Below are 23,947 nucleotides of genomic sequence, written 5' to 3' on the forward strand. Positions count from 1 at the left end.
CGGCCCGGTCTAACCGGCCGCGGGGCCATCGCCCGCTTCGGCCAGCACCGATAGCTGTCCGGCGAAGGCCTGCACATCCACTTCGGCGAAGAACGCGGCGTCGGCGGCCTCCACGTCGGCGGTCGCACGGCGGGCGGCCGCGGCGCCTTCGAGCGTCGGCCGGAGCACCCGCGCGCGTCCGTCGGTGGGATGCGGAAGTCGCTCCAGGAGGCCGCCGCGTTCCAGGCTGCGCACCACCTGCGAGGTCATCATCGGATCGGTGGCGGCGAAGCCGGCGAGCTCGACCTGGCTGACCAGTCGATCGGGCTCATGTTCGTCCAGCCACGTGAGCGAGGCGAGCAGGACGTACTGGACGTGCGTCAGCTCGTGCGGCGCAAGAGCGGCACGCATCGCCGCCTGCCAGCGGTTGGTGACACGCCAGAGCAGGAGTCCGGGGCTGCTGGATGCGGCGGGGAACCGGCTGCCCAGGCCGCCGTCAGCCACGCCCGGTAGCCGCCCGTCCCTCGGCCGCGGCGAGCAGTTCCGCCATGGCGACGGGGAAGTCGCCCGCGATCTGCGGGCCGAGCTCCGGGCCGACCGCGTCGGCGCCCGCGCCGTCGATCTCCAGCGTGTGGGTCACGTCCGTTCCGCCGTCGGTCCGCGCGGTGAGGGTGTGCCGAAAGGTGAGGGTGAGCTCGCCGAAGGCGGTGCGGTCGGCGTAGACCCGGTCGGTTTCGAGTTCGACGATCTCGGAGGTCATCGCCTCCTGCCCCTGAGGGGTGACGGTGAGCGTCGTGCCGACCGCGAAGGGGCCGTGCAGTTCGAAGCTGTCGCTCGACGGCCCGAGCGGTGTGCCGCTGTGCAGGTCGCGGAGCGCCGACCAGACCTCGGACGCGGGAGCGTTGGTGCCGGCGGTGTACTCGGTGGTCCACATGATGGTCTCCATTCGTGTTTCGCAACTCGATCAGAACTACTAAGCGCGCTTAGTTTATGACGATCGGGTAGAGTTGTCAACTGAACTTCGGCGAGGGATGCGTCCGGCATCCGTGATCGACGCGGTGGAGCAGGCTACGCAGTCTTTCCTCGCGCACTTCGATGCGTTCGAGTTGAACAACAATCACACTGCGAGCCTGCGGCTCGCCCAATAGCCGGCTCAGGTCGGCGAGGAGACATCATGGCAGACGAGTCCAACAAGGTCGCAGCCGAGCTGCGCGAAAGCTTCGGCAAGGGCGCGGCGCGCAAGATCCGCGCCGTCGGCAAGATCCCGGCCGTCATCTACGGTCACGGCAGCGACCCGGTCCACATCACCCTCCCGGGCCACCAGGTCTCGCTGCTCCTGCGCAAGGCGAACGCGGTCCTCGACCTCGACATCGACGGCACGGCGTCGCTCGCCCTCGTCAAGGACGTCCAGAAGGACCCGGTGTCGCAGATCATCGAGCACCTCGACCTCATCCTCATCCGCAGCGGTGAGAAGGTCACCGTCGAGGTGCCCGTGCACATCGAGGGCGAGCCCTACTCCGGCACGATCGCCATGCTCGAGGTCAGCACCATCCGCCTCGAGACCGAGGCGACCCACATCCCGGAGCGCATCGTCATCGACGTCACCGACGCGGCGGAGGGCACCCAGTACCTCGCCAAGGACTTCGACCTGCCGGCCGGCTCGAGCCTGGCCGAGGACGAGGACCTCCTCATCGTCAACATCGCGGTGCCGGCTTCCGCCCGCGCCGAGGACGAGGAGACCGCTGCGGCCGAGGCCGCTGCCGACGCCGACCAGAGCGCCGAGTAAGTCCCTTCATGGAACCCACCCGTCCGGCGTCGCCCACGGGACCGTCGGACGGGCCGTGGCTCGTGGTCGGGCTCGGTAATCCCGGGCCCGGCTACGCCTCCACACGCCACAACGTGGGCCAGATGGTGCTGGATGAGCTCGCCTCGCGCGGCCGCCTCACCTTCAAGACCCACAAGACGAACGCGACGGTCGCCGAGGGTCGGCTGACCCCCGGCGGCCCGCGGTTCGTCCTGGCCAAGCCGAACACGTACATGAACGTGTCCGGCGGCCCGGTGTCGCAACTGTTGCGTTTCTACTCGCTCGACCCGTCGCACCTGATCGTGGTGCACGACGAGCTGGACATCCCGTTCGACACCATCCGGTTGAAGAACGGCGGCGGTCACGGCGGCCACAACGGCGTCCGTGACGTCATCGCCGCCATCGGCACCGGAGACTTCGCCCGGGTGCGCGTCGGCGTCGGCCGCCCTCCCGGATCCTCCGGCGCGGCCGATCACGTGCTCAAGGCCTTCTCAGCCACCGAGCGGAAGAACCTGCCCATCCTGGTGTCGGATGCGGCGGATGCTGTGAAGCAGATCGCGACCGAGGGGCTCACCCCGGCGCAGAACCGCTTCCACTCGCGCTGATTCCGCTGGCGCGGAGCCGCGGTCCGCGCGTCCCGCGCCCGATCAGGCGGGTGGCAGCGTCGCGACCGTGGAGCCGATGTAGACGGCGAACGACACGATGGGCGCCGCAGCCGCGAGGCAGATCGCGACGATCCCGAACGGCCGGCCGCGCTTGGTCGCAACGGCGATGATGCCGAGCACGAGCGCCAGGATGCCGAGTGCGGTCCCGAGCAGCATCTGCACCGCCATCAGCACCGCGACGGGAGCGAACGACGCCGCCTGCTCGGGCGAGAGGTCGTTGGTGTTGAAGGTGAAGCTGCTGCTGGTCCGCGAGGCGAGCGGTCCGGCCGACATGCCGACGACGACCGACGCGACGATCGACAGCACGAAGACGGGAGCTGCGACGAACATCGCGGCGAGCCCGAGGGTACGGGGGCGAGTGGCCGGTGCGACCGGGGCGCCCCATCCATTCGTCCCGTAAGGGGCGGATGCGGTCGGTGCGGGGGCGTACTGCGGGGCGGGCGCATACTGCGGTGCAGGCGCGTACTGCGGCGCCGGCGTGTACTGCGGCGGCTGCGGCGGCTGGATCGGGTCGGTCACGGGTCCTCCTGGTCACGGCGAGCGTTCAGCCGAAGCGTAGCGGACGCCCTGCTAGGGATCGGGAACGGCGCGTACCGTGACCGGCATGCAGTTGTTCAGGCGCGAGTGGGGGTCGGGCGATCGGTACGCCGTCCTCGTCCACGGGGTCATGTCGGACTCGCGCAACTGGCGCCGCGTCGGGCCGGTGCTGGCCGAGCGCGGCTATCACGTGATCGCCGTCGATCTGCGCGGTCATGGCCGCAGTCCGCGAGCCCAGGAGTATTCGGCCGAGCTCATGGCGCAGGACATCGTCGACAGCGTGCCCGCGCATCCCGAGCTCATGGTGGGGCACTCGCTCGGTGGCCTGACCGTGAGCCTGGCGATCGAACGCCTCGATCCGCAGCGCGTCATCTACGTCGACCCGGCCTTCTCCTGCCCGGCCGCGAACTGGTTCCAGCGGATGCTGGCTCCGGCCTTCCTGCGGACACTCGCGCGGCAGTCGGCCGCCCGGATCGCCAAGCGCAATCCGCGATGGGATCCGGCCGATGTCGCCATCGAGGTGGAGACGTTCAAGTCGTTCGACCGCGCCGTGCTGCCGGTGGTCGTCACGCCATCGGCGATGCGCGCGCCCGAGGTGATGTCGGTGCCGTCGATGGTGATGCTGGCCGACAACTCGCAGCTCGTGAAACCCGAGCTCGCGGACTGGTTGCGGGCCGAGGGATACGAGGTGCGGATCGTGCCCGGCTCCGGGCACGTTATCAACCGCGACGACCACGAGGGGTTCATGCGGGCGCTCGACGGGTGGATCTGACGCACGATCTGTGGATGAGGATGGCCGCCACCCCTCGACGTGTCGGTGGTCCCACGTAGAATCGACCGAGTGATACTCCAGGGTCTTGTCGACGCGCTCGCGCGCGAGTCCTCGTTCAGCAACGCGCTCACCCATGCGGCGCGCGACGCCGACTTCTCGCTGACCGACGGGCTGCGCGGTCCGCTGCTCGCCGGCCTCCTCCGCCGCAGGGCGGAGCAGGGCGCCTTGCAGGCCGTACTGCTGATCACCGCGACCGGGCGTGAGTCCGAGTCGATTCGCGGCGCACTGCCGTGCCTCCTTCCCGAAGCCGAGATCGTGGAGTTCCCCGCCTGGGAGACACTGCCGCACGAACGGCTGAGCCCGAGCCCGGAGATCGTGGGCAAGCGCCTGCTCGCTCTGCGCCGCCTCGCCGACTGGGCGAAGGGGGAGCGGACGACCCCGTTCATCCTGGTCGCGTCCGTTCGTGCCGCGCTCCAGCCGCTGGCCGACAATCTGACCGACTACTCCACCGTCGAGCTCCGCGCCGCGGCACGCGGCTTCGATCTCGGCGGCCTCTCCACGCAGCTGGTCGACCTCGCGTACGGCCGCGTCGACATGGTGACCCGGCGTGGCGAGTTCGCCGTCCGCGGCGGCATCCTCGACGTCTTCCCGCCGACGGCCGACCACCCGTACCGGATCGACTTCTTCGGCGACGAGGTCGACCAGATCCGGGCGTTCTCAGTGGCCGACCAGCGGTCGCTGCCCGAGCCCATCGCGGAAGTCAGCCTCCCGCCGAGCCGCGAGCTGCTGCTGAGCGAGTCCGTGCGGCAGCGGGCGCGCGAGATGGAGCACGAGTTCCCGAGCCTCTCGGCGATGCTGGCGAAGATCGGCGAGGGCATCCCGGTCGAGGGGATGGAGTCGCTGGCTCCAGCGCTCGTCGACCGGCTCGTGCCGCTCACCCACTACCTTCCGGACGGCGCGGCCGTCGCGGTGATGTCGCCCGAGCGCGTGGCGTCGCGCGCGGTCAGCCTGGCCGAGACGAATCGCGAGTTCCTCTCGGCGGCGTGGAGCGCCGCCACGGTGGGCGCCGCGGCCCCGATCGACCTCGCCGCGGGCGACTTCCTCACCCTGCAGCAGCTGAAGGACTCGGTGAAGTTCAGCCGTCCGGGTGCCGAGAGCCCGGACCACCCGTGGTGGACCATGAGTGGGTTCCAGGCCGATGAGGTGCTGCCCGAGGAGCGCGAGCTCGAGGAGCACCTGCAGGTGCGCATCCAGGCCGAGGCTGTGCCGAGCTACCAGGGCAATGTGTCCGGTGCGGTCGAGCACGTCGCTTCGCGCCTGCGCGAGGGCTGGAGCGTGGCGATCGTCGCTGCGGGCACCGGCCTGGTCGAGCGTGCGGCCGACGTCCTCGCCGAGTCCGAACTTCCGGCGCGCCCCGTAGACGAGTTCCCCGCCGACCCCGAGCCCGGGATCGCGTACCTGATCAAGGCGACCGCCGAGCACGGGTTCGAGGTGCCGGAGACGAAGCTCGCCCTGATCAGCGAGTCCGAGTTCTACGGCCGGTCGGTCGGCTACGACTCCCGCCAGGTGAAGAAGCTCGCGGCACGGCGGAAGAACGTCGTCGACCCGATGGCGCTGAAGCCCGGCGACTACGTGGTGCACGAGACGCACGGCATCGGCAGGTTCGTCGAGCTGACGCAGCGCGAGGTGTCGAGCGGCGGCCGCAACGCGGTCAAATCCAAGCGCGAGTACCTCGTGCTCGAGTACGCGCCCTCCAAGCGCGGCTACCCGGGCGACAAGCTCTACGTGCCCACCGACCAGCTCGACCTCCTCACCCGCTACGTCGGGGGCGAGGCTCCGCAGCTCTCCAAGATGGGCGGCAGCGACTGGGCGGCGGCGAAGGGCAGGGCCCGCCGGGCCGTGCGCGACATCGCCGTGGAGCTGGTGAAGCTGTACTCCGCACGCATGGCGAGCAAGGGACACGCTTTCGGCCAGGACACCCCCTGGCAGCGCGAACTGGAGGAGGCCTTCCCGTTCGCCGAGACGCCCGACCAGCTGCAGACCATCGACGAGGTGAAGGCCGACATGGAGCGGCCCATCCCGATGGACCGCCTCGTCTCGGGCGACGTCGGCTTCGGCAAGACCGAGATCGCGGTGCGTGCCGCGTTCAAGGCGGTGCAGGACGGCAAGCAGGTCGCTGTGCTCGTCCCGACCACGCTGCTCGTGAAGCAGCACGCCGAGACGTTCCAGGAGCGCTTCGCCGGGTTCCCCATCCACCTGCGCCAGCTGAGCCGGTTCCAGACCGACAAGGAGGCGCGGGAGACGCTGCGCGGCATGGCCGACGGCACGGTGGATGTGGTCATCGGCACGCACCGCATCCTCGCCGACGGCGTCTCGTTCAAAGACCTCGGACTCGTCATCATCGACGAGGAGCAGCGCTTCGGCGTCGAGCACAAGGACTCGCTGAAGAAGCTGAAGACCAACGTCGACATCCTCGCGATGAGCGCCACGCCCATCCCGCGCACGCTGGAGATGGCGGTGACCGGCATCCGCGAGATGTCGACTCTCGCGACGCCGCCGGAGGACCGGCATCCGATCCTCACCTTCGTCGGGCCGTACTCCGACAAGCAGGTCGCCGCCGCCATCCGACGCGAACTGTTGCGTGAGGGCCAAGTGTTCTTCGTGCACAACCGGGTCGGCTCGATCACGAGCATGGCCGCAAAGCTGGCGGAGCTCGTGCCCGAGGCGCGCATCGGCGTCGCCCACGGCAAGATGAACGAGCACGCCTTGGAGCAGGTCGTGGTCGACTTCTGGGAGCGCCGCTTCGACGTTCTCGTCTCGACGACGATCATCGAGACCGGGTTGGATATCGCCAACGCCAACACGATCATCATCGACCGCGCCGACAAGTACGGCCTGAGCCAGCTGCACCAGCTGCGCGGCCGCGTCGGGCGTGGGCGCGAACGTGCGTACGCGTACTTCCTGTGGGATGAGAACAAGCCGCTGAGCGAGACGGCGCACGACCGCCTGTCGACCATCGCGGCCAACAACGACCTCGGCAGCGGCATGCAGGTCGCGCTGAAAGACCTCGAGATCCGAGGAGCGGGCAACCTGCTCGGCGGCGAGCAGTCCGGTCACATCGCGGGCGTCGGCTTCGACCTCTACCTGCGGATGATCGGCGAGGCCGTCTCCACGTTCCGCGGTGAAGTCGCGGAGGGGCAGACCGAACTGCGGCTCGAACTGCCGGTCGACGCCCACATCCCGGAAGAGTATGTGGACAGTGAGCGGCTGCGTCTGGAGGCCTACCAGAAGCTGTCGACGGCGGCCTCGCCCACGGCGAAGGACGACCAGATCGACCTCGTGCTCGAGGAGCTGACCGACCGCTACGGCGCGCCGCCGGAGCCCGTCACGAACCTGATCGCCGTCTCGCGGCTGCGCCGGTCGGCTCAGAAGGCCGGGCTCGGAGAGGTGGTGGCGATGGGCTCGAATCTGCGGCTGGCGCCGGCCATCCTGCCGGACTCGCTGCAGGTGCGCCTGCAGCGCATGTACCCGGGCTCGAAGTACCACGCCGCGCCGAAGGTCGCGACGGTGCCGCTGCCCCGCGTGAACGGCGAGGCGCTCGAGGACGCCGACCTGATCGCGTGGGTCGCCGACCTGCTGGGCGCCCTGTTCCCCGAGAAGGAGCCGGCCGCCGAGCGCGCGAGCTAGCGGTTTCGGGTTCGCGCGGGCCGGTCTGCGAATCGGCTATCGAAGGAGATTCGGCCGCGTCGCGTCCGAATCTCCTTCACTACCGCGGTGTGAAGGAGATTTGGGCACCTTTCTCCTTCGCTAGCGCGCCTCCGACCGGTGCCGGTCCTGTTTTCAGGAGCGTCGCCTGTGGTGGGGATGCCGGACCTGTTTTCAGGAGCGCCGGTCCTGTTTTCAGGAGCGCCGGTCCTGTTTTCAGGAGTCGGGGTGCGCGTCCACGTGGGGTTGCGCGTGCGCCTGCGGATGCGGATGCTGCCGCCGGTTGCGCCGGGCCAGCGCGCTGACCAGGAACCCGGACACCACGATCGCGACCGCCGAGCCGAGCAGCACTGCGAGCGTGCCCTCGGCCCGCACCTCCTCGGAGCCGGCGAAGGCCAGCTCGTTCATCAGCAGCGAGACGGTGAATCCGATGCCGCCGAGCGCCGCGACCGTGATGAGCCCGAACACGGAGATGCGCCCGCGTTCCGCACCGCGTTTCGTGAACGATCCGAGCCATCCACCCAGCGTGATTCCGATGAGCTTGCCGACCGGAAGCGCGACCAGGATGCCCCAGAAGGCCGGCGAGAGCTCAGACGGAGACACCTGCGGGATCACGACAAGCGCCGCGGAGAACGCGAACAGCGGGAGGATCACCCCGTTCGACCACGGTTCGAGCACGTGGGTGACTCGGCCGGCCGGCTGACGCGCCATTACGAGTCCGAGCGCGACGCCCGCGATCGTCGCGTGCACCCCCGAGTCGTAGACCAGCCACCAGGCGAGCACCGCCAGCAGCACCATGAGGACACCGAGCGGCCAGCGCATCCGCCCCCGCAACATCCCGCTCAGCACGCCGAACAGCGCGATGGTCACGGCGGCGAGCAGCAGCTCCAGCAGGTTCGGATCCGTTGTGAAGAAGACGGCGATGATGAGGATCGCGATGAGGTCGTCGAGCACGGCGAGCGCCAGCAGGAAGACGCGCAGCCGGTTGGGGAGCCCGCGCCCGAAGACGGCGAGCACGCCGAGCGCGAAGGCGATGTCGGTCGCCGTGGGGATGGGCCAGCCCTGCGGCAGCCCCGACCCGGCGGTCAGCGCCAGGTAGAGCCCCGCCGGGACCACCACGCCCGCGACCGCCGCGATGGCCGGGTGGATGGCCTTCTGCACGCTGTTCAGCTCGCCGACGACCAGCTCGTGCTTGAGCTCGACGGCGACGATGAAGAAGAAGATCGCGAGCAGTCCGTCGCTGATCCAGTGGCCGACGCTGAGGTCGAAAGGTCCTGCGCCGAGGTGCGAATGCTGCAGGTCGACCAGCGCAGGTCCGACCGGCGTGTTGGCGAGGAGGAGGCCGAGGGCGGCCGCCCCCAGCAGGAGTCCGGCGGCGGTGCGCTCGGATCGGATGATGCTCATACGTCCACCATTCGTGCGGGGTCACAGAAACGACGCCGACCAGACTTCCCGGCACACCGGTTACGACTCTACCGGGTGGCAGGATGGTTGAAGGGTAGAGCGAGGAGGTCCGGATGGGCGAGGCAGTGAGTCCGAGCACGACGCCGGCGGTGGTGCCGGAGGCCGCCACGAAGCTCGACGAGCTCGTCGCTGTGATGGCGCAGCTGCGCGCTCCGGGAGGATGCCCGTGGGATGCGGACCAGACCCACGAGTCGCTGGTGCAGTACCTCATCGAGGAGACGTACGAGCTCATCGACGCCATCGAGACCGGCGATCGGGACGAGCTGCTGGAGGAACTGGGCGACGTCCTGTACCAGGTCCTGTTCCACGCCGACATCGCCGCTCACACTCCGGGCGAGGACTTCGACATCCAGGATGTGGCCGCGCACATGACCGCGAAGATGGTGGGCCGGCACCCGCACGTCTTCGGCGACCGGGCTGCGGCCGACGCTCGCACGGCCGAGACGGCGGAGGATGTCGTCGGCTTCTGGGACGAGCTCAAGAAGCAGGAGAAGCCGGGCCGCACGAGCGTGCTCGACGGCATCCCCCAGGGAATGCCCTCGCTCGCGCTCGCGGATAAGCTGCTCGGCCGGGCCGAGAAAGTCGGCCTGCTCGACCTGCAGCAGCAGGGCGGCGTGCAGGTGGGCAGCGAGGACGAGTTGGGCCCGCTGCTCCTCGCGATCGTCGCCTCGGCGAAGGCGCAGGGGCTGGATGCGGAGCGCGCGTTGCGCTCGACCCTCCGCGACCTGCAGGGCGAGATCCGCGACCAGGAGACGGGCTCCGCCGAGTGACTGGCGCGCCGGTCAGCGCAGGTGGTGCCGCCCGAGCGGCACGACCAGCGGCGTCCCGGTGACCGGGTCGTCGGCGACGACCGACTCGACCCCGAACACGTCGCGCACGAGCTCCGCCGTCACGACCGCCGCCGGGTCGCCCGCCGCGACGACCGTTCCCTCCCGCATCGCGACGAGGTGCCCGGCGTACCGCGACGCGAGGTTGAGGTCGTGCAGCACCATCACGATGGTGGTTCCGCGCGCCGCGTTGAGGTCGAGCAGGAGGTCGAGCACATCCAGCTGGTGACTGATGTCGAGGAAGGTCGTCGGCTCGTCCAGCAGCAGGATGTCGGTCCGCTGGGCCAGAGCCATCGCGATCCACGCCCGCTGCCGCTGACCTCCCGAGAGCTCATCCACGGCACGGTCGGCGAGGTCCGCGATCCCGGTCGCCGTCATCGCCTCGGCGACGGCTTCGTCGTCGTCGGCCGTCCACCGGCGGAACCAGCCCTGATGGGGATACCGCCCGCGTGACACGAGGTCGGCGACGGTGATGCCGTCCGGCGCGGTCGGCGTCTGCGGCAGCAGGCCGAGCCGCTGGGCGACCCGCTTGGTCGGCAGCGAGTGGATGTCAGCGCCGTCGAGCAGCACCGTCCCGGATGCGGGCGGGAGCAGCCGCGACAGCCCGCGCAGCAAGGTCGACTTGCCGCAGGCGTTCGGCCCGACGATGGCGGTCACGCGCCCGGCGGGGATGTCGAGGTCGAGCGCGTCGACCACCGCCCGGCCTTCGTAGGCGAGCGACAGGGCGCGTGCGGCGAGTTCCGGCACGACGGCCGGCGATTCGTGTGTCATGTGTCAGCCTCCACGGCCGATGCGGTTGGTCCTGGCGAGCAGCCAGAGGAGGTAGGGGGCGCCGATGATCCCGGTGACGACGCCGACGGGCAGTACGACGCCGGGGAGGGCGAACTGCGCCGCGATGTCGGAGACGACGACGATGAGGGCTCCGAGGAGTGCGGAGGGGATGAGGGCGAGCGATCCGCGTCCGACGAGCCCCCGGGCGATCGGTGCGGCGAGGAAGGCGACGAACGAGATGGGGCCGGCGACCGCGACCGCGATGGCCGCGAGGGCGACCGCGACGCCGACGACGAGCAGGCGCGTTCGCTCTGGCCGGACGCCGAGCCCTGACGCCAGGTCGTCGCCCAGCGACAGCATCCCGAGGGGCCGGCCGACGAGGAGGGCGCAGGGGAGCAGCACGACCGTCCCGATCCCCAGCACGGTCAGCGCGGCCGGGTCGACGGCGTTGAGGCTTCCGGTGATCCACACCAGCGCCTGCTGCACGTCCGAGAGGTCGGCCCGGGTGAGCACGTACGACACGATCCCGCTGCAGAAGGCGGCGATCCCGATCCCGACCAGCACGAAGCGGTAGCCGCTGACGCCGCGGCGCCAGGCCAGCACGTAGATGAGAGCGGCGGCGGCCAGCGTCCCGGCGAGCACGATGCCGGAGAGGGCGAGACCGGTCAGCCCGAACCAGATCAGCGCAATGGAGCCGGTCGCGCTCGCCGCCGCCGTGATGCCGATGATGTCGGGGCTCGCGAGCGGGTTGCGCGCCACCGACTGGATGAGCGCGCCGGAGAGCCCGAGGCACGCGCCGACGAGCGCACCGGCCACAAGCCGGGGGAGGCGGAGGTCCAGGATGACGAACGACGTCAGCCGGTCCGCGCGGCCGACGAGAGCGGCGAGGACGTCGGCGGGCGCGACGGCGGCGGCACCGAGCGTGAGCGACACGGCCGCCACGACGACCACGATCAGGGCGAGGACGACGGAGACCCGGAGGGCCAGTACCTGCCCGTGGCGGCGGTCCGCACGCACACGGGCGACCACGCCGTCGGCTGCGACCGCAGCATCCGGCTTGACCGTCCGTCCCGCGCTCATAGGCTGACCATCCGGCGCCGGCGGACAAGGGCGATGAAAACGGGCGCCCCCACCAGGGCGAGCACGACTCCGACCTGCAGCTCGCCGGGAGGAGCGACAACGCGGCCCAGGATGTCGCACCCCAGCAGCAGCGTCGGCGCGACCACGGCCGAGTACGCGAGGATCCACCGGTAGTCCGCGCCCACGACCCGGCGCGCGATATGCGGCACGATGAGCCCCGCGAAGGCGATCGGGCCGACCGCGGCGGTCGCAGAGCCGCAGAGCAGGACGATCGCGATGCCGCAGAGCGCCCGCGTCACCCCGACGCGCTGACCGAGGCCGCGGGCGACGTCATCGCCGAGTGCGAGCCCGTTCAGCAGCCTCCCGAGGCCCAGGGCGAGGACGGCGCCGACGGCGAGCGTCGGAAGCACCTGCCAGAGCACTCCGAAACCCCGGCCGGCGAGCGACCCGACCTGCCAGAACCGCATGGCGTCCAGCGACGTGCGGCTCGTCAGCTCCACCGCGATGATGAGCGAGCTGAGGGCCGCGGAGACCGCGGCTCCCGTGATCGCCAGCTTCACCGGTGTCGCCCCCTCCCGGCCGAGCGACGAGACGGTGTAGACCAGGGCGGAGGCGAGCGCCGCGCCGGCGAACGCGAACCACAGGTAGCCGGAGGGCGCGGTCACTCCCAGCAGCGCAATCGCGACGACCACTGCGAGGGATGCGCCGAAGTTGACGCCGAGGATGCCCGGGTCGGCGAGCGGGTTGCGCGACAGCCCCTGCATGACGGTCCCGGCGAGCCCCAGGCCGAGGCCCGCCGCGAGCCCCAGCAGCGTGCGGGGGAGGCGGCTGTCGACGATGACGAGCGCATCGGCATCCGACCCGTCGTAGTGCAGCAGCGCGTGCACGACGTCGGCCGGGGCGATCGTGCGAGCGCCGACCATGAGGCTCAGCACGGACACGGCCACCAGTAGCACGGCGGCGACGACGAACCCCGTCACCAGCCGCCGGCGACGGCGGACGTGCGGGTGCGTCCCCGCACGTCCACCATCGGGTGTCCGTGCCGCCGAGGCGGCCACGCTCGCGGGCATCGTCTGCTAGCGGACCTTGCCGGCGGCCTCGGCCAGCTGCGGCACGTAGCGGTCGAGCATCCACGGGATGCTGAGCACGCTCGGCGCGCTGGTGGCGGCGACGAACGACTCGCCGACGATCGGCGCGAAGCGTCCCTCCTTGATTGCAGGCATGGCGGCGACGAGCGGGTCAGAGGTGAACGCATCCACCGAGGACTGCTTGTCGAAGTACATCACCAGCAGGTCGGTGTCGATCTTCGACAGGTTCTCGTAGCTCAACTGGTAGAAGAAGCTGCCGTCGCCCTTCGACCCGTCGAGGTCGGCGATGCTGGGGGAGTTCTTCAGCCCGAGATCGTTGAGCAGCTGCACGCGTGGGTCGTCTGCGCGGTACACGTTCAGTTTGCCGGGCTCGTTCGCGGCAGCGTAGAAGAAGGTCTTGTCTTTCAGGACCGGGTACTTCGCGGCGAGGGTCGTCACCGTGTCCTCGGTCTTCGTCACCAGTGCGTCCGCCTGCTTCGTGAGGCCGAGCGCCTTGCCGACGATGGCGGTCTGGTCGCGCCAGCTGGTCGACCACGGCTTCTCCGGGTAAGCGACGACCGGCGCGAGCTTGCTCAGGGTGTCGAACTCGGTCTGGGTGAGGCCCGAGTAGGGGGCGAGGATGACATCCGGCTTGGCCTTCACGACCTCCTCGAACGGCACCTCGCCCGTGTCGAAGGTGAGCAGCTGCGGGGTCTTGCCGCCCAGCTCCTTGATGCGGTCGGCGTCCCACGGCAGCACGCCGTCAGCCGTGCCGCTGTAGGTGAATTTCGGCATGGCGGTCGGGATGATGCCCAGCGCCAGCACGATGTCCTGCGCGCCCCAGCCCCAGGTGACGATCCGCTCCGGCTTCTTCTCGATCGTGGTCTCGCCGAGGGCGCTCTTCACGGTCACCGGGAAGGCGGCGTCGCCGCCGGACGTGGCGGAATCGGCGGGGCTGCCCGCACTGCACCCGGTGAGCACCAGGGCGGCGGAGGCGACGATTGCCGAAGCGATCAGGGCGAGACGCGACCGGCGGGCGATGCGGGGGGCAGGCAGCATGGTTCTCCTCGAACGGGGGATGGGATGCGGGACCGCGCAAGCGCCGGTCGACCTTAGGCAAGCCTAACCTAATACGCGCGGTGCCCCGGCGCAAAGATGGCCGGCAGCGCGTCCGCCCGGGATACCCTCCGCCATTCGGGTGAGGCGACGCCTTCGGCGGCGCTCTCCTGGTCTCCGGCAGACGCGTTGTCGGCCCGTGTCTGGCAGCGAGCAAGCGCCGTGGTCGGACGGATGCGACTCATGCCAGGTCCTCGTTCTGAGGACACCACCGCTCCAGGCACATAGGCGAGGCATCAGGGTGGCAACGCACGCGATGATACGCGCAGGGTCGGGGAACCGCGATCCCCCGGGGAGGTGTCCACCGGCGCGTTCGGGTGCGATCTCTCCACAGGTCGTGGTGGGCGAGGTGGCGGCGCGGGCCTTCATGGAAGAATCGACGCATGGCCTCACCGATCACCCCGCCCCGCGGCATGCGCGACTTCCTCCCCGCTGAGAAGGCCCGCCGCGAGCATGCACTCGGGGTGATCCGCCGCGCGTTCGCGGCCCACGGCTTCGACGAGATCGAGACCCCGGTGGTCGAAGACGTAGAACGGCTGCACTCGGGTCTCGGCGGCGACAACGAGAAGCTCTCGTTCAGCATCCTCAAGCGCGGGCTCGATGGCGACGACCTCGCGGCCGCCATCGACTCCGGCGATCTGCTCGACCTCGCCGACCTGGGGCTGCGGTTCGACCTGACGGTGCCGCTCGCGCGCTTCTACGCCTCGCACCGGGCCGAGCTCCCTCCGGTGTTCCGGAGCATCCAGATCGCGCCCGTGTGGCGGGCCGAGCGGCCGCAGAAGGGCCGCTATCGCCAGTTCGTGCAGTGCGACATCGACATCATCGGCGAGCCCTCGCAGCTGGCCGAAGTGGAGCTCATCACCGCGACGGCGGCCGCTCTGGAGGCGCTCGGGCTGACCGGCAGCACCATCCGGATCAACGACCGGCGCATCCTGAACGGCCTGCTGGAGTACTGCGGATTCGACGAGGCGCGCTGGCCGCAGGTGCTGATCTCCATCGACAAGCTGGACAAGATCGGTGCGTCGGGCGTCGTGGCCGAGCTCGCCGAAGGCGGTGCGGACTCCGCCTCCGTGCTCGGCGGCATCCTGGCGCAGCTCGAACCGCACCTCGCCGAGGGCGGCGTGGAGCTGACCGTCGAGGCGATCACCGGCATCCTGCCCGAAGGTGTGGACACCGACGCCGTCGCCGACCTGGAGGCGCTCGCGCACGCGCTCGACACGCTCCCGCCCGGTGTCAGCCTGCGTTTCGACCCGACACTCGTGCGCGGGATGGGCTACTACACGGGCACGATCTTCGAGATCGCGCACCCCGGATCCGGCTCGTCCGTGGGAGGAGGCGGACGCTACGACGGGATGATCGGCCGCTTCCTCGGCACCGACGTGCCGGCGGCCGGATTCTCCATCGGCTTCGAGCGGGTCGTCGACCTGATCGAGTTGCCCGACGATGCCGCCCAGGAGTCCGTCGTCCTGGTCTACGACCCCGCCGTGCCCCTCGATCGACTCGTCGCCATCAAGTCGGAACTCGTCGCGCGGGGCAGCCGGGTCCGGCTCGACCGCCGGGCCAAGAACCTGAAGGCGGTGCTCGACCGTGCCGCGGCATCCGGCTTCCGCTCCTTCGCGTTCGTGAACCCGGACACGGCGGATGCTTCGGGGCTCGAGCTGAAGCCGCTGGGTTGACGAGGCGCTACTCGAAGAACCGATCGTCGGGCTCGGGCAGGCCGTCCAGGATCTCTTGGCCGGTCTCGGTCAGATCAAACCAGCACGCCCAGACCCAACCGGTGTATTCGTCGCCGATCGAGCACAGGTCGTTCAGGTACCTGAAGTGCTCATCTGTGGATCCGGACCACCTCGCCCATCCGAGACCGCGGTCGTCGGCGTCGCTGTGCTCGAGCGATCCCACATGGAGGTAGCCGGCTTCGACCAGCGAACGTGCTGCCGAGAGGAAGAGCTGGCGCCGCTGCGCCGGGTCTGATTGAAATTTGCTCGCGTACGCATCAGCGCCCGCGAGAGGCAACCATTCGTTGGAGGACCCGTACATCATGAGGTGCTCGATGTTGTCCGGCTGAATGATCACTCCTCCGCCTCCTTTGCGACCCGTACCATGATGAACCTCCCGGAGGGATGCCAAACGTCGAGGGCGGGACCCCCGGACTTACTGGCATCTCGCTTGCCGATCTCGGTTCCGTCTGGGAGCCGGCGCAACTCGCCCGGGTATAGCCAGGGGATGCTGTCGCCCTCGGTACGAGATTCGCCCTCGACGTCTGCCTTCTCTGTTGTCATCAGCCTTCTCGATCTCATCTGCTTACCCGCATCACTCGACGAACCGCTCATCAGAACTCGCGCGTCGTAGACGCGTTCGTGGACTTCTTGTGGCGACTGTGAGTGCCGGTCAACTGTTCGTTCGCTTTCTGAGCCCGGGGGCGCGCCGCGGTGATGTAGGCCTCGACACGCGCGCGTGAATGGCGCGGTTAGAGCAGCCCATCAAAGAATCGCTTGTTAGGTTTCGGGAGCGCCTCGACAACTTCCTGCCCCGCGTCGGTGAGGTTGAGCCAGCACGCCCAATACCACGCGTCGTGGTCCGGCACCTCGGGGGTGTAGACCTCGGCAAGGCGCGTCATCTGGTCGTCCAGGGTCCCCGGCCATTCCGCCCAGTCGAGGCTGTCCGGGTCTGCGGGGTCGTGGCGTTGGAGATGACCGATCCGGATGTACCCGGCTTCGGCGAGTGAACGGATCGTGCGCAAGAGCAGAGCCTTGCGTTTCGAGAGATCCTCTTCGAAGTCTCCGGCATAGGCGCTGGCGTTTCCGATTTCCAGCCAGTCCGCCTCGGCCTGCTGGAGCACTAGATGCTCGAGAGTGTCCGGGTCAATGTTCATTTTCCATATCCTTTTGGAAGGTGCACTTTTATCGACTTGTCTTTCAAGTTCGCACCTGGCGGAGGTTCGATGTCGATTGCGGGTCCCCCAGAACGGCTCTTATTGCGCAGCCCGATTTTGGTGCCATCGGGCAGCTCAACGCGTGTGCCGTCGTAACTTTCGGGAGTTTCCGTTGGCTTGCCGCCGCGGGTGATGTCCTTGTAGACGTCGACGAGTTCGTCGGGTGTGTCGACCTCGCGGTGTGGCTCGCTCTTCCCGGGCCGGGTCTTACCGTTGACGATGTCGTTGACATCGTCGAAGTTGGGTCCCTCGTTGAGGTACTTCCCAAGTTCCGTGGGGGCGGGGCCAACGTACTGTTTCAGCGTTCCGTCGAGGTTGTGCGTCCAGTAGTACATGGCGAGACGCGCGCGTTCGAGTTGCTCCTGCGGGGTGAGGAACCTCGATCCGCTGGTGGACCCGGTGCCGACCCCGCCGACGGCGATGACGGCAAGTGCGACCATAACGGCGACGGGACCGCACGCGGCTATCAGCTCGCTCGCGGTGAAGGCACCGGTGACCAACCATTGAATGATCTGCTGGGTGCTTGCGCCTGCTCCGGGCACGGCGATTGAGGCTGGGCGCACGGTTCCGCGGGTCAGGGCGCTCGCGACAGGATCGTATGCGGTCAGAGCGGCCAGAACGGGCACGAAGTCCTCGTTCAGCGCCGGGTCAGTGGCGCGGTTGATCGCGCCGTGCAAGGTGGCCTCCAGCCGGTGGGCGAAGGTCTTCGCTTCAGCGTCGTACTCGTGTTTGGCCTCGCGAGCTTTCTTCTTGGCGTCCTCGAGGCGTTCTTGGGCGTCCTCGAGGTGTCGGCGGGCGCTGGTCTGCAGGTCGTCCGCCTTCGCTTCCTGGCGGCGCGCTGCCGTGATCTCGGACAATGCGGGTACGTGGATTCCCGGCGGGGGTGGCACATTCGCGTATTGCTTGTATATCTTCTCCAGCGCGGTCAGCGCGGTCAGCAGGGCCGCATGCTCGGGGCCGAAGACGTCTAGCTGCTCCTGCGCGGCAGCGATGTCCTCTTCCGCCTCTTCAGCGGCGCGACATGCCTCGTCAGCCCCGCCTTGCAGCTCCGCCATAGCTCCGGCCCACGCCCTGGAAGCATCGGCGGCTTTGCTGTGTTGCGCGGACGCGTGCGTGGCAGCGTCGATCATGCTCTGCAGAGTCTCAGCGAAGACCTGTGCTGCCAGCCCAGTCCAGTGCGGAGCCGCGACCATCTCCCGCGCTCGGCTCATCACCTTCGACTGGTGCCCGAGCCACTCGGACTCCCTCTGCAGCGCTGACCCCCACGCGTGCGTCGCTTCGACCTCGCCAGGTGCGGGATCCGATTCAAGGCCCACCACCGACCAGTCCGTGTAGCTAGATCGCACGATCTACCGCCTGGAATGCTGTGGCGTCCTGGGCGTCGCGGCGTTCGTGCGTGTCCGCTGCCGCTTGGAGCGCCCGGGTTATAGCGACGACGCTGCTTGTCAGCAAGGACCGCGAGGGAGGCCAGTACTGCTCGAACTTCTCGAACGCCTTCCCTGCGACTGCGGACCCGAGGTCGCTCGCCGTGGTCTCCGTCGTGGGGCGATCGTCGCTCGCTTCCGAAAGCACCTCCGCGCCCTCCCTCAATTGCGCCGTATCGACGGTGACTGCTCCACCCATGCCGCTCCCTACTCTCGAAGTTTGACAACGGTAGCGAAATGGCGGTGGGCTCGGGGCGTCGCGATCGATTGCGGCCATCCCTGCCGCAGAGACGCCGGTGCTTCCCGTCACCCTGCCTCACTAGACTGACTTCGCAAACCCCACGAAAAACCACGCAAGGAGACAGTTGTGGCTGCAATCGAAGCTGTAGGCGCTCGCGAGATCTTGGACTCGCGCGGCAACCCGACCGTCGAGGTCGAGGTGCTCCTCGAGGACGGCACGGTCAGCCGCGCCGCCGTCCCGTCCGGCGCATCCACCGGCGCGTTCGAGGCCTACGAGCTGCGCGACGGCGACAAGGAGCGCTACCTGGGCAAGGGCGTGCTCAAGGCCGTCGACGCGGTGCTCGACGAGATCGGCCCGGAGATCGAAGGCTTCGACGCGGCCGACCAGCGCCTCGTCGACGAAGCGATGATCGCGCTCGATGGCACCGACAACAAGAAGCGCCTCGGCGCCAACGCCATCCTCGGCGTCAGCCTCGCCGTCGCCAAGGCCGCGGCCGACTCGGCCGACCTGCCGCTGTTCCGCTACGTCGGCGGCCCGAACGCGCACATCCTCCCGGTTCCGATGATGAACATCATCAACGGTGGCGCGCACGCCGACACCGGTGTCGACATCCAGGAGTTCATGGTCCTGCCGCTCGGCGCCGAGACCTACTCCGAGGGCCTCCGCTGGGGCGTCGAGACCTACCACTCGCTCAAGGCGCTGCTGAAGTCGAAGGGCCTCAACACCGGCCTCGGCGACGAGGGCGGCTTCGCTCCGGAGCTCGAGAACAACCGCGCCGCGCTCGACCTGATCTCGGAGGCCATCGAGAAGGCCGGCTTCACCGTCGGCCGCGACATCGCGCTCGGCCTCGACGTCGCCTCCACCGAGTTCTTCGAGAACGGCGTCTACCGCTTCGAGGGCCAGGACCGCACGGCCGCCGAGATGAGCGCCTATTACCAGGAGCTCGCGGCGAACTACCCGCTGGTCTCCATCGAGGACCCGCTGGCCGAGGACGACTGGGAGGGCTGGGCGCACCTTACCGCCGAGCTCGGCTCGAAGCTGCAGCTCGTCGGCGACGACCTCTTCGTCACCAATCCGAAGCGCCTCGCCGACGGCATCAGCAAGCACGCCGCGAACAGCATCCTCGTCAAGGTGAACCAGATCGGCACCCTCACCGAGACGCTCGACGCCGTGTCGCTCGCCCAGCGCAGCGGCATGACCGCCGTTCTGTCGCACCGCTCCGGCGAGACCGAGGACACCACGATCGCCGACCTCGCCGTCGCTACCAACGCCGGCCAGATCAAGACCGGCGCCCCGGCCCGCTCCGAGCGCGTCGCCAAGTACAACCAGCTGCTCCGCATCGAGGAGGAGCTGGGCGACGCCGCCGTCTACGCCGGCCGCAGCGCCTTCCCGCGCTTCACCGCGTAACGCCTCGCGTACGAACGGCCCCCGAGCACCGCTCGGGGGCCGTTCCGCGTTCCGCGCCCGCCCCTTCGCCCCCTCTGTCTCGCGAAGGGCACGTAGTTGCGGGCTCACGCGGCGTGTCGCGAGCAACGACGTGCCCCTCGGTGGCGGCCCGATGCGGACGTGAGCGGGGGATCGTACCGGGGGATGAGGGGAATGCATCCCGCGATGGATGCGCAGCCCGAACGGCGTGAAATATCGTCGAGGTATGAAACGTCATCCATTCCGTCTCGCCCTCTCCGCCGTAGCCGTAGCCGCCGTTTGCGTGACCTTGAGCGGCTGTGCCGGAGCAGGCGCCGATCGGAGCGTCCGCTACTCGGGGGAGGTCGACGGAGGCACGATCGCCGAGGTCCGCTACGACTTCGTGGACGGCCCGAACGGCGCGATCAGCCTGCCCGCCAATCCGGGCGGCCCCACGTGGAGCAAGAAGCTCGATGGCGGCCATGGCCCGCGCCTGGTCGTGATGCCCTCGGCGGACGGGGTCGCCCGCTGCGAGCTGACGGCCGTCGGCAGTAAGAAGGTGCTCGACTCCGCCGTCGGTCAGCCGGGGAAGCCGGTCGTCTGCCACGCCGAGATCGCGACGGATTAGCGGGCCTCGTCATGGCCCTCCGGTGAGGCGTCGCGTCCGAATGTGAGCACCTAGTTGCGACATCTCGTCGCCACCCGACGCGCAGAACGACAAGGACTCACCACTCGTCGCCGGGTATCGTGCAGGGATGCGGGATACCGACCGTGACGACACCGAGGAGGAGCCCATCCTCGTCGGTGCGCCCCTCCACTGGTACGACGTCGCGCTCCCGCCATTCCTCCTCGCCGCAGCCGCGGTCGGCATTCCGCTCATCGTGATGACGCATGCGGCCACCCTCGCCACCGCGGTGCTCGTGGTCGCGGGCGGTGCGGTCACCTTGGCTGCAGCCGTCGCGCTCGCTTACTTCGGGGTTGCGGCATACCGCGAGCTGAGCCCCGCCGCGATCCGCCGCTACCAGACGGGGGTCTGCGCGGCACTCCTCGCTCTCGGGCTGCTCCTCGTGCTTTCGCCCTCCTCTGCCGTCGCACTGGCTGCCGCGGGTTACCGCGCTGCGATGCTCCGTTACGACTGGAGTGAACGCGTTGCACGGCGGGCGGCGTCTGAAACGTGGCGCACGGGCGCCGTGTGGGCAGGGGTCGCCGCTCTGGTGGTCACGATCGGAAAGCCGCTGGCGACGCATCTCGGCTCGCCCATCCTGCTGGTCGCGGTGCTCGTCTTGGCGGTCGCGCTGCCGACGATCGCCGGATTCGCCTACCGCCTCGGACGCGGAGACCGACAATCGTGACCACCGAGTCCGAGGCCGTGCCGCTCGTCCTGTTTCTTGCGCTGGCTGCTCTGTTCGCCGTGCTGGGACTGTTCCTGCTGCTCCGACCGGGGCGCACGGCGGCCTTCTTCGCCGACGCGGATGCCCGACGGCGCTTCCGGGACCGCGACGCCCGCACCCTCGGGGCGGTGTTCACGGTCGGCGGACTCGCCTTCGTCGCCTTGGGGATCATCCGGCTGGCCCTCCTGCTGACCGGAGGTTGAGCGCATCCCGACACCCCGTCGTGCCTCCGGCGGCGAGCATGCCATCGCCTACGATGAGAGGGGGCCGACCGGCTCCGTTCCACTGCCCGTGTCATCCCGGAGGGGCCCATGCCGAAGCCGCGCACACGTCGCGTCCCGGTGCGCATGTCGCGCCCGACCGGGTCCGGTCGCTGGCTGCGCCAGCTGCACTTCTCGGCGTTCTCGCTCGTGATGATGGGCGTGCTCGTGCTGGCCGTGCTCATCCTCGCGCCGACGGTGCAGGCGTTGATCGCGCAGCGGCAGCAGATCGCCGACCAGCAGCGCCAGGTCGACCAGCTCGCGGCGCAGGTGGACACCCTGAAGGATCAGCGGGCGCGCTGGAACGACCCCAGCTACCTGCGTGCGCAGGCCCGCGACCGGCTGTACTACGTGATGCCGGGCGAGGTCAGCTACCTCGTCGTCGACGATCGGCCGCCGGCGGCGAAGCAGGATGCGGCACCGGTCAGTTCCAAGCTCGTGAAGACGCAGACCGACTGGGTCTCCTCCCTGTTCGGATCCATCATGGGAGCGGGCCTCACCGACGCCACCCCGCAGCAGCTGAGCGGCACCCCGGCACCAGGTTCCGTCCCGACCCCGACCGCGCCCGCTCCGAAGAAGTAAGAACCGCTCATGACCAGACCCCCCTTCGACCCCGTGACCGACGAGGACATCGCCGTCGTCTCCGAGCAGCTCGGACGACCGGCCCGCAACGTGGTCGGCATCTCGGCGCGCTGCGTCTGCGGACGTCCGACCGTCGTCTCGACCGCGCCGCGCCTGGCCGACGGCACGCCGTTCCCGACCTTCTACTACCTCACCCACCCGGCCGCGACGGCTGCGATGTCGGCCCTCGAGGCGACCCAGGTGATGAACGAGTACAACGAGCTGCTGTCCGGGGACGAAGACGTGGCGGCGCAGTACCGTGCGGCTCACGAGCAGTACCTGGCCGACCGGGAGTCGATCGCGGTCGTCGACGAGATCGCCGGTATCTCCGCCGGCGGCATGCCCTCGCGGGTGAAGTGCCTGCACGCGCTCGCTGCGCACGCTCTGGCCGCCGGCCCGGGAGTCAACCCCATCGGCGACCTGGCGCTCGCCCGCGGCGGGTGGTCGCCCGCGGTCTGCGAGTGCCGCATCCACGTCGCCGAGTAGCCGGAGGCGCTCGATGGGGGTCGGGATGCGCGGGATGCGGATGCGCGAGGCAGAGGCCGGAGGCCGGGCGGGAGCCGGGGTGCACAGCCGCGTCCCGCGCGCCCCGCACGCCCCGCGCGGCCCGCGCCGCCGCCTCGCCGTCGTCGCCTCCGCCCTGGCGATCGCCCTCGCATCCACCCTCGTGCCCGCGACGGCGGCGCACGCGGACCAGGTCCGTGACCTCGAGTACTGGCTGAACGACTACGGCTTCCGGCAGGCCTGGAACACGACCAGGGGAGCGGGGGTGAAGGTCGCGGTCATCGACACGGGCGTCGACGGCTCGGTGCCCGACCTGGCAGGCGCCGTGGTCGCCGGAACGGACACGTCCGGCGTCGGCGCCGCATCCGGTCAGAAGCCCCTGGGGGATGCGGAGAGCGCCAACCACGGCACCTGGGTCGCATCCCTGCTGGCCGGCCGCGGCACGGGCCCCGACAGCGGCGTGCTCGGCGCGGCTCCGGAGGCGAGCATCCTGGCCGTGTCGGTCGCCCTCGGCAAGGCGATGGGCCCGGTCGGCAGTGACGAGCAGATCGCGGAGGGGATCCGCTGGGCCGTCGACAACGGCGCCTCGGTGATCAACATGTCGCTGACCCGCAACACCCTCGACTGGCCGACCAGTTGGGATGAAGCGTTCCAGTATGCCTTCGACCACGATGTCGTCGTGGTGGCCGCCGCGGGCAACCGGGGGAGCGGCACCAGCGAGGTGGGCGCGCCCGCCACCATCCCGGGGGTGCTGACCGTCGCGGGTGTGGATCGGCGCGGCACGGCGAGTTTCGACGCGTCCGCGCAGGGCATCACGATCGGCGTCGCCGCCCCCAGCGAGCAGCTCGTCGGCGCCAATCCCGGCGGCGGGTACGTGCAGTGGGCGGGCACGAGCGGGGCGACGCCTCTGGTCGCCGGCGCCGTCGCGCTGGTGCGGGCCGCGCATCCCGAGCTGAAGGCTCCGGATGTGATCGAGCGCATCATCCGCACCGCCCGGCCTGCCGGCGGCGCCGTCCCGAGCCCGATCTATGGCTACGGGCTGCTGGATGCGGCGGCCGCGGTCACCGCCGACGTCCCGCGCGTGACGGCGAACCCGATGGGCGATCTGGGCGAGTGGATCCGCATCCACCGCCGTGCGGAGGCCCCGTCGGCCGCCTCGCCGCCGACCACATCGCCCGGGGAACCGCAGGCCGTTCCGGCGCCGGCGAAGCTGACCCCCGAACGCGCGCTACCATGGAATCGAATCTTCTGGCCGCAATGGAGCGTCCTCACCGCATTCTGGCTGCCGTTCGGCCTGATAGCCGGCTTCCTCGCTCTCGTCGCCCTCGGCGGCGTCGGCGCGTGGCTGCATTTCAGGCGGATGCGCAGCAAGGAGTAATGTAG

The 23,947-nt window shown here is 69.6% G+C and carries 25 protein-coding genes; 13 read left to right on the plus strand and 12 right to left on the minus strand.

The genetic code is table 11. The features are described from left to right. Positions 1–9 precede the first annotated feature (9 nt). Together AB4Z18_RS05500 and AB4Z18_RS05505 are read right to left on the minus strand one after the other, a co-directional pair. Positions 10–483: a MarR family winged helix-turn-helix transcriptional regulator gene (locus AB4Z18_RS05500; protein WP_441781686.1), complete on the minus strand. Its 474-nt coding sequence runs from the start codon at positions 481–483 to the stop codon at positions 10–12. Continuing rightward, complete coding sequence (locus AB4Z18_RS05505; RefSeq protein WP_441781687.1) at positions 476–913, minus strand: SRPBCC family protein; 438 nt, start codon at positions 911–913, stop codon at positions 476–478. Before AB4Z18_RS05505 ends, AB4Z18_RS05500 begins: the two co-directional genes overlap by 8 nt. A 240-nt stretch (positions 914–1,153) precedes the next feature. On the opposite strand from AB4Z18_RS05505, the gene AB4Z18_RS05510 reads away from it, so the two are divergent. Together AB4Z18_RS05510 and pth are read left to right on the plus strand one after the other, a co-directional pair. Further along, entirely contained in the window at positions 1,154–1,765 is a 612-nt protein-coding gene (locus AB4Z18_RS05510; RefSeq protein WP_441781688.1) for a 50S ribosomal protein L25/general stress protein Ctc, read from the plus strand. An 8-nt stretch (positions 1,766–1,773) separates the two neighbouring features. Beyond that, on the plus strand, positions 1,774–2,388 hold the full coding sequence (gene pth, locus AB4Z18_RS05515; protein ID WP_441781689.1) for an aminoacyl-tRNA hydrolase: 615 nt from the start codon (positions 1,774–1,776) through the stop codon (positions 2,386–2,388). 42 nt (positions 2,389–2,430) lie between these two features. On the opposite strand, the gene AB4Z18_RS05520 is transcribed toward pth, so the two are convergent. Continuing rightward, positions 2,431–2,967 carry a hypothetical protein gene (locus AB4Z18_RS05520; RefSeq protein ID WP_441781690.1) on the minus strand — a complete coding sequence of 179 codons (537 nt, stop codon included), beginning with the start codon at positions 2,965–2,967 and terminating at the stop codon, positions 2,431–2,433. Positions 2,968–3,052: 85 nt separating this feature from the next. On the opposite strand from AB4Z18_RS05520, the gene AB4Z18_RS05525 reads away from it, so the two are divergent. Then, positions 3,053–3,757, plus strand: coding sequence for an alpha/beta fold hydrolase (locus tag AB4Z18_RS05525; RefSeq protein WP_441781691.1), 705 nt, complete (start codon positions 3,053–3,055; stop codon positions 3,755–3,757). A gap of 69 nt (positions 3,758–3,826) precedes the next feature. Further along, the gene (gene mfd / locus AB4Z18_RS05530) at positions 3,827–7,444 is read left to right on the plus strand and encodes a transcription-repair coupling factor (protein WP_441781692.1); all 3,618 of its coding nucleotides are present in this window, start codon (positions 3,827–3,829) and stop codon (positions 7,442–7,444) included. Positions 7,445–7,678: 234 nt separating this feature from the next. On the opposite strand, the gene nhaA is transcribed toward mfd, so the two are convergent. Then, entirely contained in the window at positions 7,679–8,866 is a 1,188-nt protein-coding gene (gene nhaA, locus AB4Z18_RS05535) for a Na+/H+ antiporter NhaA (RefSeq protein WP_441781693.1), read from the minus strand. Between the two features lie 113 nt (positions 8,867–8,979). Between nhaA and AB4Z18_RS05540 the strand changes: the two genes are divergently transcribed. Then, entirely contained in the window at positions 8,980–9,696 is a 717-nt protein-coding gene (locus AB4Z18_RS05540; RefSeq protein ID WP_441781694.1) for a MazG family protein, read from the plus strand. 12 nt (positions 9,697–9,708) lie between these two features. Here AB4Z18_RS05540 and AB4Z18_RS05545 read toward each other — a convergent pair whose 3' ends face one another. The 4 genes from AB4Z18_RS05545 to AB4Z18_RS05560 are packed head-to-tail and all read right to left on the minus strand — an operon-like array spanning position 9,709 to position 13,730. Then, positions 9,709–10,524 (minus strand): ABC transporter ATP-binding protein, encoded by an 816-nt coding sequence (locus AB4Z18_RS05545; RefSeq protein ID WP_441781695.1) that lies wholly within the window; start codon positions 10,522–10,524, stop codon positions 9,709–9,711. A 3-nt stretch (positions 10,525–10,527) separates the two neighbouring features. Then, the gene (locus AB4Z18_RS05550) at positions 10,528–11,604 is read right to left on the minus strand and encodes a FecCD family ABC transporter permease (RefSeq protein ID WP_441781696.1); all 1,077 of its coding nucleotides are present in this window, start codon (positions 11,602–11,604) and stop codon (positions 10,528–10,530) included. After that, entirely contained in the window at positions 11,601–12,674 is a 1,074-nt protein-coding gene (locus tag AB4Z18_RS05555) for a FecCD family ABC transporter permease (RefSeq protein ID WP_441781697.1), read from the minus strand. Before AB4Z18_RS05555 ends, AB4Z18_RS05550 begins: the two co-directional genes overlap by 4 nt. Before the next feature lie 6 nt (positions 12,675–12,680). Then, positions 12,681–13,730 (minus strand): iron-siderophore ABC transporter substrate-binding protein, encoded by a 1,050-nt coding sequence (locus tag AB4Z18_RS05560; RefSeq protein WP_441781698.1) that lies wholly within the window; start codon positions 13,728–13,730, stop codon positions 12,681–12,683. Positions 13,731–14,170: 440 nt separating this feature from the next. Between AB4Z18_RS05560 and hisS the strand changes: the two genes are divergently transcribed. Next, a complete protein-coding gene (gene hisS / locus AB4Z18_RS05565; protein WP_441781699.1) occupies positions 14,171–15,463 on the plus strand; it encodes a histidine--tRNA ligase in 1,293 nt (430 codons plus the stop codon). Positions 15,464–15,470: 7 nt separating this feature from the next. Here hisS and AB4Z18_RS05570 read toward each other — a convergent pair whose 3' ends face one another. From AB4Z18_RS05570 to AB4Z18_RS05585, 4 genes are all read right to left on the minus strand, one after another. After that, on the minus strand, positions 15,471–15,860 hold the full coding sequence (locus AB4Z18_RS05570; RefSeq protein WP_441781700.1) for a hypothetical protein: 390 nt from the start codon (positions 15,858–15,860) through the stop codon (positions 15,471–15,473). 394 nt (positions 15,861–16,254) lie between these two features. Further along, a complete protein-coding gene (locus AB4Z18_RS05575; RefSeq protein ID WP_441781701.1) occupies positions 16,255–16,659 on the minus strand; it encodes a hypothetical protein in 405 nt (134 codons plus the stop codon). Then, on the minus strand, positions 16,656–17,849 hold the full coding sequence (locus AB4Z18_RS05580; protein WP_441781702.1) for a hypothetical protein: 1,194 nt from the start codon (positions 17,847–17,849) through the stop codon (positions 16,656–16,658). Before AB4Z18_RS05580 ends, AB4Z18_RS05575 begins: the two co-directional genes overlap by 4 nt. Positions 17,850–18,054: 205 nt before the next feature. After that, the gene (locus AB4Z18_RS05585) at positions 18,055–18,342 is read right to left on the minus strand and encodes a hypothetical protein (RefSeq protein WP_441781703.1); all 288 of its coding nucleotides are present in this window, start codon (positions 18,340–18,342) and stop codon (positions 18,055–18,057) included. Positions 18,343–18,510: 168 nt separating this feature from the next. Here AB4Z18_RS05585 and eno point away from each other — a divergent pair, with 168 nt between their 5' ends. The 7 genes from eno to AB4Z18_RS05620 all read left to right on the plus strand — a co-directional run bounded on the left by eno (position 18,511) and on the right by AB4Z18_RS05620 (position 23,942). Further along, positions 18,511–19,791: a phosphopyruvate hydratase gene (gene eno / locus AB4Z18_RS05590; protein ID WP_441781704.1), complete on the plus strand. Its 1,281-nt coding sequence runs from the start codon at positions 18,511–18,513 to the stop codon at positions 19,789–19,791. Positions 19,792–20,035: 244 nt separating this feature from the next. Then, complete coding sequence (locus AB4Z18_RS05595) at positions 20,036–20,416, plus strand: hypothetical protein (RefSeq protein ID WP_441781705.1); 381 nt, start codon at positions 20,036–20,038, stop codon at positions 20,414–20,416. A 127-nt stretch (positions 20,417–20,543) separates the two neighbouring features. Further along, positions 20,544–21,140, plus strand: a complete 597-nt coding sequence (locus tag AB4Z18_RS05600) for a hypothetical protein (protein WP_441781706.1) — start codon at positions 20,544–20,546, stop codon at positions 21,138–21,140. Beyond that, positions 21,137–21,382: a hypothetical protein gene (locus AB4Z18_RS05605; protein WP_441781707.1), complete on the plus strand. Its 246-nt coding sequence runs from the start codon at positions 21,137–21,139 to the stop codon at positions 21,380–21,382. Before AB4Z18_RS05600 ends, AB4Z18_RS05605 begins: the two co-directional genes overlap by 4 nt. A gap of 108 nt (positions 21,383–21,490) precedes the next feature. Further along, entirely contained in the window at positions 21,491–22,021 is a 531-nt protein-coding gene (locus AB4Z18_RS05610) for an FtsB family cell division protein (protein WP_441781708.1), read from the plus strand. Positions 22,022–22,030: 9 nt separating this feature from the next. Further along, a complete protein-coding gene (locus AB4Z18_RS05615; protein ID WP_441781709.1) occupies positions 22,031–22,546 on the plus strand; it encodes a DUF501 domain-containing protein in 516 nt (171 codons plus the stop codon). Positions 22,547–22,559: 13 nt separating this feature from the next. After that, complete coding sequence (locus AB4Z18_RS05620) at positions 22,560–23,942, plus strand: S8 family peptidase (RefSeq protein WP_441781710.1); 1,383 nt, start codon at positions 22,560–22,562, stop codon at positions 23,940–23,942. Positions 23,943–23,947 lie beyond the last annotated feature (5 nt).

The sequence above is a fragment of the Leifsonia sp. 2TAF2 genome, assembly GCF_052115085.1.
GTDB lineage: Bacteria > Actinomycetota > Actinomycetes > Actinomycetales > Microbacteriaceae > Leifsonia.

Excerpts from the sequence above, each read along its gene's own strand:
- AB4Z18_RS05595 (WP_441781705.1), top strand. The coding sequence starts at position 20,036 with ATGAAACGTCATCCATTCCGTCTCGCCCTCTCCGCCGTAGCCGTAGCC.
- AB4Z18_RS05620 (WP_441781710.1), top strand. The coding sequence starts at position 22,560 with ATGGGGGTCGGGATGCGCGGGATGCGGATGCGCGAGGCAGAGGCCGGA.
- AB4Z18_RS05585 (WP_441781703.1), bottom strand. The coding sequence starts at position 18,342 with ATGGGTGGAGCAGTCACCGTCGATACGGCGCAATTGAGGGAGGGCGCG.
- AB4Z18_RS05505 (WP_441781687.1), bottom strand. The coding sequence starts at position 913 with ATGTGGACCACCGAGTACACCGCCGGCACCAACGCTCCCGCGTCCGAG.
- pth (WP_441781689.1), top strand. The coding sequence starts at position 1,774 with ATGGAACCCACCCGTCCGGCGTCGCCCACGGGACCGTCGGACGGGCCG.
- nhaA (WP_441781693.1), bottom strand. The coding sequence starts at position 8,866 with ATGAGCATCATCCGATCCGAGCGCACCGCCGCCGGACTCCTGCTGGGG.
- AB4Z18_RS05610 (WP_441781708.1), top strand. The coding sequence starts at position 21,491 with ATGCCGAAGCCGCGCACACGTCGCGTCCCGGTGCGCATGTCGCGCCCG.
- AB4Z18_RS05555 (WP_441781697.1), bottom strand. The coding sequence starts at position 12,674 with ATGCCCGCGAGCGTGGCCGCCTCGGCGGCACGGACACCCGATGGTGGA.
- AB4Z18_RS05525 (WP_441781691.1), top strand. The coding sequence starts at position 3,053 with ATGCAGTTGTTCAGGCGCGAGTGGGGGTCGGGCGATCGGTACGCCGTC.
- AB4Z18_RS05550 (WP_441781696.1), bottom strand. The coding sequence starts at position 11,604 with ATGAGCGCGGGACGGACGGTCAAGCCGGATGCTGCGGTCGCAGCCGAC.
- AB4Z18_RS05580 (WP_441781702.1), bottom strand. The coding sequence starts at position 17,849 with ATGATCGACGCTGCCACGCACGCGTCCGCGCAACACAGCAAAGCCGCC.
- AB4Z18_RS05575 (WP_441781701.1), bottom strand. The coding sequence starts at position 16,659 with ATGAACATTGACCCGGACACTCTCGAGCATCTAGTGCTCCAGCAGGCC.
- AB4Z18_RS05600 (WP_441781706.1), top strand. The coding sequence starts at position 20,544 with ATGCGGGATACCGACCGTGACGACACCGAGGAGGAGCCCATCCTCGTC.
- AB4Z18_RS05615 (WP_441781709.1), top strand. The coding sequence starts at position 22,031 with ATGACCAGACCCCCCTTCGACCCCGTGACCGACGAGGACATCGCCGTC.
- AB4Z18_RS05510 (WP_441781688.1), top strand. The coding sequence starts at position 1,154 with ATGGCAGACGAGTCCAACAAGGTCGCAGCCGAGCTGCGCGAAAGCTTC.
- AB4Z18_RS05545 (WP_441781695.1), bottom strand. The coding sequence starts at position 10,524 with ATGACACACGAATCGCCGGCCGTCGTGCCGGAACTCGCCGCACGCGCC.
- hisS (WP_441781699.1), top strand. The coding sequence starts at position 14,171 with ATGGCCTCACCGATCACCCCGCCCCGCGGCATGCGCGACTTCCTCCCC.
- AB4Z18_RS05560 (WP_441781698.1), bottom strand. The coding sequence starts at position 13,730 with ATGCTGCCTGCCCCCCGCATCGCCCGCCGGTCGCGTCTCGCCCTGATC.
- AB4Z18_RS05540 (WP_441781694.1), top strand. The coding sequence starts at position 8,980 with ATGGGCGAGGCAGTGAGTCCGAGCACGACGCCGGCGGTGGTGCCGGAG.